Here is a 12656-nt window from a genome sequence, read left to right as displayed (position 1 = left end):
GGACCATCAACCTGCCAAGGCAAGGCATTTGATCCGGTGTCCTTTCACGGGACACGCCGGACGCCAGAGGTAAATCGCAAGGCCCCACCGCATCACCGATGGCGCGAATCCGCGCGGGCTGGTATAGCGGCGGCCCATGGGAGACACTCCGGGATCGGGATTGAATGGCGGCCGCTTTCTGTTCGCGACAGCTTTGCTGGGCGCGGGCGTGGCGATCAGCCAGTTCGGCAGCAACGGCATAGAGCAGGCGATGATCTGCTTTGCCGCAGGGCTTGTCGCAATCGTCGCGATGGCCGACCTGTCGAGCCCGGCCAAGCACAATCCGCAAGCTGCCGCTCCGATCCGCGAGCCAGAAATCAAGCCGATCAGCCAGCATCGCGATTTCACCAGCTTCATCGACGGGCTGGCCGATCCGGTGCTGGTGCTCACCGGAACCAATGTGCGCCGCGCCAACAGCGCCGCGCGCAAGCTGCTGGGCGAATATTGCGTGGGCGAGGATGTCCGACTGGTGATCCGCCACCCCGCCGCTGCCGATCTGCTGGTCGATACCAGCGCGGCGGCAGAAGGCCCGATCCAGCTGGTCGGCATCGGCAGCCGCGACCAGCGCTGGGAAATGCTGGTGCGCGACATGCCGGGCGGCGAGCGGATCCTGCATCTGTGGGATCGCTCCGGGGTTTATGCGGTCGAGCGGATGCGCACCGATTTCGTCGCCAATGCCAGCCACGAGCTGCGCACGCCGCTCGCATCGATCAAGGGCTTTATCGAGACGCTGGAGGACAACGAGGCCGGCGCCGATCCGGAAACGCGCGCGCGTTTCCTCAACGTCATGTTCCGCGAAGCGAACCGGATGCAGAAGCTGATCGACGATCTGATCTCGCTGTCGCGGATCGAGGCGGAGAAGTTCCGCGTTCCCGATACGCCGGTCGACCTGCCCGAATTGATGCGCGAGGTGCAGACCGTGCTGCGCCACAGCCAGCCCGATCGCGGCGCGGATATAGCGGTCGATATCGGCCCGGACCTGCCGCCGTTGCGCGGCGACCGCACCCAATTGTCGCAGCTGCTGCACAATCTGGTGTCGAACAGCATGAAATACGGCCAGCCCGGCACCCCGGTCACGATGCGGCTGCGCTCGTCGCGCAACGGCGCGCTGGTGCGGCTGTCGGTCAGCGATTGCGGCGAGGGCATCGCGCCCGAACATCTGCCGCGCCTGACCGAACGCTTCTACCGCGTCGATTCGAGCCGCAGCCGCGCCATCGGCGGGACCGGGCTTGGCCTCTCGATCGTCAAGCACATCGTCGAACGGCATCGCGGACGGCTGGAAATCGACAGCGAGGTGCAAAAGGGCACCACGATCACGATCACCCTGCCCGCCGACCCGCGCACCCCGCAGATCGACGGCTCCGGGTCGAATCCGGACCTGTCGGTCCCCGCCTGAGCCGGGCTGGCACACGCCTCCGGGGGCGTTGTCATAAATCCGTCATCGCATTGTCATCTTTGGGCAATCGCCTCTCCCTATCGGCTCCCTGTCGGGGGCCGCCTTTCCGGGGACACGTGGGTTTGCGTGATTCTGGGAAGGCCATGCGTGTCCCGCTATCGGGACAACCAGGACCGCCCATGCGGTCCAGGCTTTATGAGAGGTTGGGGTTTTGATCAGGAAGCTCGCTTTTGCCTGCCTTCCAGCTTTGCTGCTGGCAGGGTGTCAGGACCCGGCATCGACCAATCAGGGCAGCAGCCGCAGCGAGATCCGCATCGTCGGCTCGTCGACCGTCTTCCCCTTCGCCAAGAAGGTCGCCGAGGAGTTCGTCAATTTCGACCCCGAGCGGCGCTCGCCGATTCTCGAATCCACCGGTACCGGCGGCGGCGTCGAGCTGTTCTGTTCGGGCGTCGGCGCCAACACGCCTGATATCGTCAATGCCTCGCGCCGCATGAAGAAGGGCGAGTTCGACCGCTGCACCGCGAACGGCGTCGACGGCATCATCGAGATCGTGATCGGGTTTGACGGCATCGCGCTCGCGCAGGCGCAAAACGGCCCCCGGATCAGCCTGTCGGTCGAGGAATTCTATACCGCGCTTGCCGCGAACCCCTTTGGCAAGGGTGCCAACAAGGCGATCCGCTGGCCCGACATCAACCCGGCGCTGCCCGACACCCGGATCAACATTTTCGGCCCGCCGGCGACCTCTGGCACCCGCGATGCGCTCGAAGAAATCATCATGGAAAAGGGCTGCAAGTCCGATCCCGCGATCAAGGCGCTGTCGGATTCGGACAAGGACAGGTTCGAGGAAATCTGCCACTCGGTCCGCACCGACCAGGCCTATACCGACACCGGCGAGAACGATAACCTGATCGTCCAGAAGCTGTCGACCAACCCCGATGCGGTGGGGATCTTCAGCTACAGCTATCTGGCAGACAATGCCGATACCGTGCGCGGCGTCCCGATCAACGGGGTCGAGCCGACCTATGCCACGATCGAGAACGGCACCTATCCCGGTGCCCGCACGCTCTACATCTATGTCAAGAAGAAGCATGTCGATGTCATCCCGGGGCTGCGCGAATATCTTGCCGAGTTCATGCGCGGTGGGGAACATGAGGGCTATCTGACGCGCATCGGCCTGATCGCGGCGCCCGAAAAGGTGCGTGGCGAGATGCTGGGACGGATCAAGACGCTGACCACGCTTGACGGCGCAGAGCTGAAATAGGCGCCAGCATGACCAGCACAGCAACCTTGTTCCTGATTGCGGGCCTTGGCCTGATCACCTGGGTGTTCGCCCGTGCCCGTGCGGGCCGGTTCATCCAGTCGGGCGCGGCCAGTGTCCATTCGCTGCCCAGCTATCACGGGTGGTACGCCGCGATGTGGGCGGTGGTGCCCGCGATCCTGTTCCTGCTGGTGTGGAGCTCGGTCGCACCGGCGCTGGGCAGCTTTGCCGTGCTGGACAGCCCGCTCGCCGCCCAGCTTCCCACCGATCCGTTTTCGCGCGCCGCCATCTTGTCGGAAGCCCGCGCGCTGTCGCGCAACGCCGATCTCAAGGTGTTCAACGACGCGGCCGTTCAGCTCGCCCCGCTCTATGCTGCAGCAGACCGCCAATATGCGCTGATCGGCGCACTTGCTGCGTTCCTGCTGTGCTTTGCCGGCGGCGCGTTTGCCTTCACCCGCATCCGCCCCGATTTCCGTGCGCGCACCAAGGTGGAACGCACGGTGATGCTGGCACTGCTGCTCGCCTCGCTGATCGCGATCCTGGCGACCCTCGGCATCGTCGCCTCGCTGATCGTCGAGACGGTGCGCTTCTTCAACCTCGTCTCGCCGTTCGAATTCCTGTTCGGGCTCGACTGGAACCCGTCGGACAAGGTGGTCGACGGCAAGGCGACCGGCTTTGGCGCAGTGCCTTTGTTCTGGGGCACGGTGTTCATCGGCGCGATCATCGCGATGGCGGTGGCGATCCCGCTGGGGCTGATGAGCGCGGTGTACCTCACCCAATATGCAAGCCCCACGGTGCGCAAGTGGATGAAGCCGATCCTCGAGATTCTCGCGGGCGTGCCGACGGTGGTCTATGGCTATTTCGCCGCCCTCACTGTCGCGCCTGCGCTGCGCAGCTTTGCGGTGATGATCGGGATCACCGATGCCTCGTCGGAATCGGCGCTGGCGGCTGGCCTTGTCATGGGGGTGATGATCATCCCGTTCGTGTCATCGATGGCCGATGACAGCATTGCCGCCGTCCCCGGCAGCATGCGCGATGGCTCGCTCGCCATGGGCGCGACCAAGAGCGAGACGATCAAGCAGGTGCTGATCCCCGCGGCGCTCCCCGGCGTCGTCGGCGGCGTGCTGCTCGCGGTCAGCCGCGCGATCGGCGAGACGATGATCGTGGTGATGGCCGCAGGGCTTGCCGCCAACCTCACTGCCAATCCGTTCGCCAGCGTCACCACCGTGACCACCCAGATCGTCCAGCTGCTCACCGGCGATACCGATTTCAACAGCCCGATGACGCTCGCCGCTTTCGCACTGGGGCTCACCCTGTTCATCGTCACCCTGCTGCTCAACATCGTCGCGCTGCAGATCGTCAAAAGATATCGGGAAGCGTATGACTGAGGCCGCAACCATGTCCGCACACCTGCCTGCGACGGCTGCGACCGCGCGCAAGACCGACTGGATGGGCGATGCCATGCAGAAGCGCATCGCCTCGCGCTACGCCGCCGAGCGCCGCTTCAAGTTCATGGGGCTGGCTGCGGTCGTGCTGTCGTCGCTGTTTCTCGCCTTCCTGCTGTTCGTGATGGTCGGCAATGGCGCCAAGGGGTTCATCACCACCGAGGCAACGCTGACCGTCGACCTGCCCGCCGCTACCGGCAGCATCTCGCCCGAGCAGCTCACCGGCCCGCGCCTGTCTGCCACAATGGCCTCGATCGACGTCCGGCGGATCTATGACAACGCTGTGCAGGCGCAATATGGCAAGGACGGCAGCCGCTTCTTCGCGACCACCGCCTGGACCGCACTGCGCGACCAGCTGACCGAAAACCCCAATCTGGTGATGGGCAAGACCAGCTTCTGGCTGCCGACGTCGAGCGACATCGACCGCGCCGCCAAGGACACCTCGACCGCAGAAGCCGAGGCCGATTATGCCCAGCTGCGCAAGGCGGGCGAGGTGCGCCAGACGTTCAACTGGAACTTCCTCACCGGCTCGGACGGCACCGATCCGGCGCAGGTCGGCATCTGGGGTTCGCTCAAGGGTTCGCTGATCACCATGGTGGTCACGCTGTTGCTTGCCTTCCCCGTCGGCGTGCTCGCGGCGGTGTATCTGGAGGAATATGCGACCAAGAACCGGCTGACCGACCTGATAGAGGTGTCGATCAACAACCTGGCCGCGGTTCCCTCGATCATCTTTGGCTTGCTCGGGCTTGCGGTTTTTCTGCAGTTCTTCGCGATGCCGCGCTCTGCCGCGATCGTCGGCGGTCTGACGCTTGCGCTGATGACCATGCCGGTGATCGTGATCGCTGCGCGCAACGCGATCAAGGCGGTGCCGCCATCGATCCGCGAGGCGGCGATGGGTGTCGGCGCAAGCCCGATCCAGGTCGTGTTCCACCATGTGCTGCCGCTGGCGATTCCGGGAATCATGACCGGCACCATCATCGGCATGGCGCGCGCGCTGGGCGAAACCGCGCCGTTGCTGATGATCGGCATGCGCGCCTTCACCACGACACCCCCCGATGGCCTGACCGACCCGGCCACGGTGCTGCCGGTGCAGATCTTCCTGTGGTCGGACGAGGTCAACCGCGGCTTTGTCGAAAAGACATCCGCCGCGATCATCGTCCTGCTTGTCTTCCTTCTCACCATGAACGCGGTCGCGGTTTATCTGCGCAACCGGTTTGAAACGCGATGGTAACGAAATCCATGACCGAATCCGCTGCTGCTCCCAAGATGTCCGCACGCGACGTAAAGGTGTTTTACGGCGACAAGCAGGCGATCAAGGGCGTGTCGATCGACATCGACATGGACAATGTCGTCGCGTTCATCGGCCCGTCGGGCTGCGGCAAGTCGACCTTCCTGCGCACGCTCAACCGCATGAACGACACCATCCCCAGCGCGCGGGTGGAAGGCGACATCACGCTGGACGGCGAGGACATCTATTCGAGCAAGATGGACGTGGTGCAGCTGCGCGCGCGCGTCGGCATGGTGTTCCAGAAACCCAACCCCTTCCCCAAGTCGATTTACGACAATGTCGCTTATGGCCCGCGCATCCACGGGCTTGCCCCCAACAAGGCCGAACTCGACCAGATCGTCGAAAACTCGCTGGTGCGCGCAGGCCTGTGGAACGAGGTCAAGGACCGGCTGAGCGAAAGCGGTACCGCGCTTTCGGGCGGCCAGCAGCAGCGGTTGTGCATCGCGCGCGCGATCGCGGTCGATCCTGAGGTGATCCTGATGGACGAGCCCTGCTCGGCGCTCGACCCGATCGCCACCGCCAAGATCGAGGAACTGATCCACGAACTGCGCGGCCGCTATGCCATCGTCATCGTGACGCACAACATGCAGCAGGCCGCGCGCGTTTCGCAGAAGACCGCTTTCTTCCATCTGGGAACAATGGTGGAATATGGCGATACCTCCGATATCTTCACCAACCCGCGCGAAGAACGGACCCGTGACTATATTACCGGCCGATATGGCTGATTGCGCACATAGTTCAGCGACAGCGCCCAGCATTCCGGGTTATCCTGCACCGGACGGGGCCGTCACCGACATGATTTGGAAGATTTGATGAACCACAGCCTGAACGAACACACCCTGAAGGCCTTTGATGGCGACCTGATCACCCTGCGCGGGCTGATCGCGGAGATCGGCGGACGCGCTGAAAAGGCGGTCGAGGGCGCGATGACGGCGCTGGCCAATGCCGATCTCGATCTCGCGCGCCAGGTGGTCGAGGGCGACAAGCGCATCGACGCGCTGGAAGAGCAGATCGACCGCATGGTGATCCAGACCATCGCGCTGCGCGCGCCGATGGCCGACGATCTTCGCGAACTGGTCGCAGCGCTCAAGATTTCGGGCGTGGTCGAGAGGATCGGCGATTACGCCAAGAACATCGCCAAGCGCGTCGCTCTGATCGATGCCAGCCAGCAGATCGAGGCGGCACGGTTGCTGCCCGCGATGGCCGATGCCACCCGCCAGCTGGTCGACGATGCCTTCACCGCCTTTGCCCGCCGCGATGCGGACCTTGCCGTCGCCGTGTGCGCACAGGACAAGACGGTGGACGATTTCTACAACAGCATCTTCCGCGCGCTGATCGCGCACATGATCGAGAACCCCGAGCATGTCGGCGCTGGCACGCACCTTTTGTTCATCGCCAAGAATCTCGAGCGGATCGGCGACCACGCCACCAACGTTTCGGAAATGGTCTATTTCGCGGTCACCGGCCAGTCGATGAACGAACGCGAGCGCGGCGATGACGCGCTGGCGCCAGACACCGACTGATCAGGATAACCCTGATCGGGACTTTTGGCACAAGAAAGCACGAAGACGATGACAACACCCCATCTGCTGCTGGTTGAAGACGACATGGCACTGGCAGAGCTTGTCTCCTGGCACTTCGACAAACAGGGCTTTCGCGTCAGCCAGACCGCCGATGGCGAAGAGGCGATGCTGATCGCGCGCGAGGAGCGGCCCGATATCGTTCTGCTCGACTGGATGATCGAGAACCTGTCGGGCATCGAGGTCTGCCGCCGCCTGCGCCGCGACAACGATACCTCGAACATCCCGATCATCATGATGTCGGCGCGTGGAGAAGAGGAAGACCGGGTGCGCGGGCTGGATATCGGCGCCGACGATTATGTCACCAAGCCCTTCTCTCCGCGCGAGCTGATCGCGCGCGTCAACGCGGTGCTGCGCCGGGTGCGCCCGGCTCTGGCAGGCGAGGCGCTGAGCTTTGCCGACATCGAGATGGACACCGTGGGCTACAAGGTGAAGCGCGCCGGGCAGACGATCCCGCTCGGCCCCACCGAGTTCCGCCTGCTGCGCCACTTCCTCGAGCATCCCGGCTGGGTGTTCTCGCGCGAGCGGCTGCTCGACAGCGTCTGGGGACATGACAGCGATATCGAGATTCGCACCGTCGACGTCCACATCCGGCGGCTGCGCAAGGCTTTGAACGCGCATGGCCAGCCCGATATCATCCGCACGGTGCGTTCGGCGGGCTATGCGCTGGACAGCGAACTGGCCTGATCGCCGTAACGTCAGCGCGGCTTTACGCGAACGTCAATCGGTGCCCCTGTCTGCCTGGAGCCAGCTTGGCGCTTGCCAAGCGGCGCAACATGGCTAAAACCCGCGCCATTCCGCGCGGATTTGCCGCGCCCAGTGTAAAACCCTGCCCGAAAGGATGCATGCCATGACCATCAGTTTCAAGGACCGCGTTGCCATTGTCACCGGCGCAGGCGGCGGCCTGGGCCGCGCCTATGCGCTCGATCTTGCCGCCCGCGGCGCCAAGGTTGTCGTCAACGATCTGGGCGGAGCCCGCGACGGCACCGGCACCTCGGATGCAGCCGCGAAGGTGGTTGAAGAAATCAAGGCTGCCGGCGGCGAAGCCATGGCCAATGGCGGTAACGTCACCGAATACGAACAGATGGTCGAGATGGTCGCCAAGGCCAAGGAAGCCTGGGGCGGCGTGCACGTGCTGATCAACAACGCCGGCATCCTGCGCGACAAGAGCTTTGCCAAGATGGAGCCCGCCGATTTCGATCTGGTGGTCAAGGTCCACCTGCTGGGTTCGGCCAACTGCACCAAGGCGGTGTGGGAAACCATGCGCGAGCAGAATTATGGCCGCATCCTGATGACCGCATCGTCGACCGGCCTGTACGGCAATTTCGGCCAGGCGAACTACGGCGCGGCCAAGCTCGGCCTCGCGGGCCTCACCAAGACACTGTATCTCGAAGGCGCGAAGAACAACATCAAGGTCAACACGCTGGCGCCCGTCGCAGGCACCCGCATGACCGAAGACATCTTCCCGCCCGAAGCGTTTGCTGCGTTCAAGCCCGAGAACGTTGTCCCTGCCGCGGTCTATCTGGTGTCCGAAGATGCGCCGACTAACATGATCATCGGCGCAGGCGCAGGCGCATTCCACGCGGCCTATGTCACGATGACCCAGGGCGCGGCTTTGCCCGAGGGCGAGCGCACCGCAGAGGGCGTGGCGCGCATCTTCGACAAGATCACCGACCGCACCGGCGAGACCGTGCCGCAGTCGGGCAGCGAACAGGCCATGACGATCATGCGCCTGCTGCAGGGCTGATCTTCGGCTTCATTGCTGGAATACATCGAGGGGGTGCGGCGCAAGCTGCGCCCCCTTTTGCTTGCGCTCAATCGCTCCAGTCCGCGCGGGCGATCCCCAGCGCGTGGAGCAGCACGGTCCAGTCGCCGTGCGCGATATGCCCGTCCGCCGCCGCGATCGCCGCGGGCTTGGCGTGATAGGCGATGCCCGTCCCTGCCGCCTTGAGCATCGGGATGTCGTTGGCACCATCGCCCAATGCCAGCACTTGGCGCGCCTCGAGCCCCTGTCCTGCAGCCTGCTCGATCAGGATCGCGGCCTTGCGCGCGGCATCGACGATGCTGCCTTCGAGTGCGCCGGTCATATGGCCGTGCTCGATCACCAGCCGGTTGGCGAACACCGCGTGAAATCCGAGCTCCGCGCCGATGACATCGGCAAAGGAATGGAACCCGCCCGAAACCAGCACGCAATCCGCGCCGCGCTGGCGAAGCGTACGCACCAATGTGCGCGCGCCGGGCATGGGATGGATGCGGTGGCCCAGGCAATCGGCAATGACATGCTCGCTCAGCCCGTTGAGCAGCGCCACGCGCTCGCGCAGTGCCGCCTCGAAATCGAGCTCGCCCTGCATCGCGCGCTCGGTGATCGCGGCGACCTGCGGCTTGACCCCGGCATAATCGGCGAGCTCGTCGATGCACTCATTGGCGATCATCGTGCTGTCCATGTCGGACACCAGCAGGCGCGGGTCGCGCGCGGCCTCCTCCAACACCAGCACGTCGCATGCAGTGCGCATCGGCCCGAGCGCGGCATTGGCTGCGGCACGGTCACCAGTGAAGTGCACCTCGCCCACCAGCCCCGGTTCGACCCAATGGCTCTGCCCGACCACCAGCCCGGCCTGGTGCAATCGGTCGGCGGCGGCGTTTAGCTCTCCCGCTGGCAGGGGCTCTGCTGCTATCAGCACGGCTATGGGCACAAATTCTTCCCCCGATGAGACCGGAAACACCCGCCCGGCGGTGGCGCTTATTGCCGGACCGACCGCCAGCGGCAAGAGCGGATTGGCGGTGCGCTATGCGCATTGGCTTGAAAAGCGTGGGCAGCGTGCGGTGATCGTCAACGCCGACAGCGCGCAGGTCTATGCCGATCTCGCCGTGCTGAGCGCGCGCCCCTCGGCCGGGGAGATGGGCGGGATCGACCACCTGTTGTTCGGCTATATCGACGGTGCCGAGGCCTGCTCCGCCGCGCGCTGGGCGGCCGATGCCCGCGCCGAGATCGCCGCTGCGCATCTGGCGGGCGCATTGCCCATCCTGGTGGGCGGGACAGGCCTCTACATCCAGACATTGCTCCACGGCATCGCGCCCATCCCGCCGATCGATCCGGCGATCCGCGATGCGGTGCGCGCAATGCCCGTCGACCAGACCTACGCCGCGCTGAAGCTGGAAGATGCGGCAAGCGCGGCCCGGCTGAACGCCGCCGATACCACCCGCGTCGCGCGCGCGCTCGAGATCATCCGATCGACCGGCCAGCCGATCGCGCACTGGCAGGCGCGCAAGGAGGGCGGGATTGTCGAGCGGATCACGCTGCACCCGCTGGTGCTGCGGCCCCCGCGCGACTGGCTGCTCGAGCGGTGCGACCGCCGATTCGCCGCGATGCTGGGCGCAGGCGCGTTGGCAGAGGTCGAAACCCTGCTGACACGGCATTTGTCGCCCGATCTGCCGGTGATGCGCGCGATCGGGGTACCCGAGGTAGCGCGGCTGCTGCGCGGCGAGATCGACCGTGCGCAATGCCTGGCGCAGGGGCAACTGGCCACCCGGCAATATGCCAAGCGCCAATACACATGGTTCCGCAATCAGCCGCCGGCGGACTGGAAAGTGCTCGAAAAACCACTTTCGGATAGTTTTGACGTGCATTTTGATATTTTATTTTAACATTGGCTGTTGACACGGCATTTTGTGTCTCTTAGAGCGAACAGGTCACGACGTTGCTGCGAGCGTCTCCGACACGTCACATCAATTTTTCAACCCGGCGCGGGCTGCCTGCGCCGGGTTGATTTTCGCCGGTTCCGGCCGCTGTCGGACAGCTGGCAGCTAATGGTTTTGCAACATCGGCCCGCTTTGTCTAAGCGGGCCTGGGTTTTTTTGAGGATGGGCTGGTTGTCATGGCCGAATTGAGCGGCGCGCAAATACTGGTTGAAACGCTGGTCGAGCAGGGCGTCGAAGTAATCTTCGGCTATCCCGGCGGCGCGGTGCTCCCGATTTACGACGCGATCTTTGGCCATCCGTCGCTGCGCCACATTCTGGTGCGGCACGAACAGGCCGCTGCGCACGCCGCAGAAGGCTATGCCCGCGCCACCGGCAAGCCCGGAGTCGTGCTGGTCACCTCGGGCCCGGGCGCGACCAACGCGGTCACCGGGATCACCGATGCGCTGATGGATTCGATCCCGATGGTGGTCATCACCGGCCAGGTCGCGACCAACCTGATCGGCACCGATGCTTTTCAGGAAGCCGACACCATCGGCATCACCCGCCACTGCACCAAGCACAATTATCTGGTGAAGGACCCGGCGAAGCTCGCATCTACCGTCCGCGAGGCGTTCCACATCGCCACCAAGGGCCGCCCCGGCCCGGTGCTGATCGACATTCCCAAGGACGTGCAGGTCGCCAGCGCGCCGCATGACGCGGACACTCCCGCGCGCCCCAACCAGCGCTACGCCCCGGTCACCGCGGGCACGCCCGACGATATCGCCAGGGCCGCGCAGATGATCAGCGCAGCGACCAGCCCTGTGATCTATTCGGGTGGCGGCGTCATCAACGCGGGACCAGAGGCGAGCACGCTGCTGCGCGAACTGCAGGCGATGACCGGCGCGCCGGTCACCTCGACGCTGATGGGCCTGGGCGCCTTCCCGTCCGAGCATCCCGACTGGCTGGGCATGCTGGGGATGCACGGCACCTATGAAGCCAACATGGTGATGAACCGCGCCGATCTCGTCATCTGCGTCGGTGCACGCTTCGACGACCGGGTTACCGGGCGGCTCGATGCGTTCTCGCCGGACTCCAAGAAGATCCACATCGATATCGACCGCTCGTCGATCAACAAGACAGTGCGGGTCGATCTGGGAATCATCGGCGACTGCACCACGGTGCTGCAGCAGATCATCGACCAGCTGCACGCCATCGGCCATGACAAGCGCGACCTTTCCGAATGGCAGGCGCGGATCAAGGGCTGGCGCACCCGCGAATGCCTGGCCTATCCGCCCAGCGACAGCGAGATCATGCCGCAGCTCGCGATCGAGCGGCTTTATGCGCTGACCAAGGACCAGAGCCCGATCATCTCGACCGAGGTCGGCCAGCACCAGATGTGGGCGGCGCAGTATTTCCGCTTCGAAAAGCCCAACAAGTGGCTGACCTCGGGGGGCCTGGGCACCATGGGCTATGGCCTTCCCGCCGCGATCGGCGCGCAGTTGGGCAATCCCGAGACCTTGTGCATCGACATCGCAGGCGAAGCCTCGATCCAGATGAACATTCAGGAGCTGGGCACCGCGACGCAATACCGTCTGCCGGTCAAGATCTTCATCCTCAACAACGAATATATGGGCATGGTGCGCCAGTGGCAGCAGCTGACCTATGAGAGCCGCTATTCGGAAAGCTATTCCGATGCGCTTCCCGATTTCGTCGCGCTCGCCGAGGCTTATGGCTGGAAGGGCATCCGCATTTCCGAGCAGGCAGAGCTGGATGCGGGCATCCAGGCGATGATCGATCATCCAGGGCCCGCGCTGGTCGATTGCCGCGTCGCCAAGCTTGCCAACTGCCTGCCGATGATCCCTTCGGGCGCGGCGCATACCGACATGATCCTGTATGGCGACGAGGTTGCCGGGACCATGGAAGACGAAGCCAAGGCGCTGGTCTGATGCGGTTTCGTGCGCCCCGTGACGTC

General features: G+C 64.5%; 11 protein-coding genes. 10 read left to right on the top strand and 1 reads right to left on the bottom strand.

What is annotated here, in order from left to right; all coding sequences use genetic code 11:
* Window positions 1-136 precede the first annotated feature (136 nt).
* From B5J99_RS09215 to B5J99_RS09180, 8 genes are all read left to right on the top strand, one after another.
* A complete protein-coding gene (locus B5J99_RS09215; protein ID WP_054133463.1) occupies window positions 137-1435 on the top strand; it encodes an ATP-binding protein in 1299 nt (432 codons plus the stop codon).
* Window positions 1436-1646: 211 nt separating this feature from the next.
* A complete protein-coding gene (locus B5J99_RS09210; RefSeq protein WP_054133464.1) occupies window positions 1647-2696 on the top strand; it encodes a substrate-binding domain-containing protein in 1050 nt (349 codons plus the stop codon).
* A gap of 8 nt (window positions 2697-2704) precedes the next feature.
* Window positions 2705-4081 (top strand): phosphate ABC transporter permease subunit PstC, encoded by a 1377-nt coding sequence (pstC, locus tag B5J99_RS09205; protein ID WP_054133465.1) that lies wholly within the window; start codon window positions 2705-2707, stop codon window positions 4079-4081.
* On the top strand, window positions 4074-5369 hold the full coding sequence (gene pstA / locus B5J99_RS09200; protein WP_117352238.1) for a phosphate ABC transporter permease PstA: 1296 nt from the start codon (window positions 4074-4076) through the stop codon (window positions 5367-5369). The genes pstC and pstA overlap by 8 nt, the downstream gene beginning before the upstream one ends.
* A gap of 8 nt (window positions 5370-5377) precedes the next feature.
* A complete protein-coding gene (gene pstB / locus B5J99_RS09195; RefSeq protein ID WP_054133467.1) occupies window positions 5378-6151 on the top strand; it encodes a phosphate ABC transporter ATP-binding protein PstB in 774 nt (257 codons plus the stop codon).
* An 87-nt stretch (window positions 6152-6238) separates the two neighbouring features.
* Window positions 6239-6949 carry a phosphate signaling complex protein PhoU gene (gene phoU / locus B5J99_RS09190; RefSeq protein ID WP_171900153.1) on the top strand — a complete coding sequence of 237 codons (711 nt, stop codon included), beginning with the start codon at window positions 6239-6241 and terminating at the stop codon, window positions 6947-6949.
* A gap of 48 nt (window positions 6950-6997) precedes the next feature.
* Window positions 6998-7693 (top strand): phosphate regulon transcriptional regulator PhoB, encoded by a 696-nt coding sequence (gene phoB / locus B5J99_RS09185; protein WP_054133468.1) that lies wholly within the window; start codon window positions 6998-7000, stop codon window positions 7691-7693.
* A 163-nt stretch (window positions 7694-7856) separates the two neighbouring features.
* Window positions 7857-8753 (top strand): SDR family oxidoreductase, encoded by an 897-nt coding sequence (locus B5J99_RS09180; protein ID WP_054133678.1) that lies wholly within the window; start codon window positions 7857-7859, stop codon window positions 8751-8753.
* Between the two features lie 67 nt (window positions 8754-8820).
* On the opposite strand, the gene serB is transcribed toward B5J99_RS09180, so the two are convergent.
* Window positions 8821-9699, bottom strand: coding sequence for a phosphoserine phosphatase SerB (gene serB / locus B5J99_RS09175; protein WP_117353434.1), 879 nt, complete (start codon window positions 9697-9699; stop codon window positions 8821-8823).
* Here serB and miaA point away from each other — a divergent pair.
* Window positions 9692-10651, top strand: coding sequence for a tRNA (adenosine(37)-N6)-dimethylallyltransferase MiaA (gene miaA / locus B5J99_RS09170; protein ID WP_117352237.1), 960 nt, complete (start codon window positions 9692-9694; stop codon window positions 10649-10651). The genes serB and miaA overlap by 8 nt on opposite strands.
* Window positions 10652-10881: 230 nt before the next feature.
* Window positions 10882-12630 carry a biosynthetic-type acetolactate synthase large subunit gene (ilvB, locus tag B5J99_RS09165; protein ID WP_117352236.1) on the top strand — a complete coding sequence of 583 codons (1749 nt, stop codon included), beginning with the start codon at window positions 10882-10884 and terminating at the stop codon, window positions 12628-12630.
* The last annotated feature ends 26 nt before the right edge of the window (window positions 12631-12656 follow it).

Source organism: Blastomonas fulva (assembly GCF_003431825.1).
GTDB lineage: Bacteria > Pseudomonadota > Alphaproteobacteria > Sphingomonadales > Sphingomonadaceae > Blastomonas > Blastomonas fulva.
Note: the sequence above shows the minus strand (reverse complement) of the source record. Positions and strands in the feature narration are given on the sequence as shown.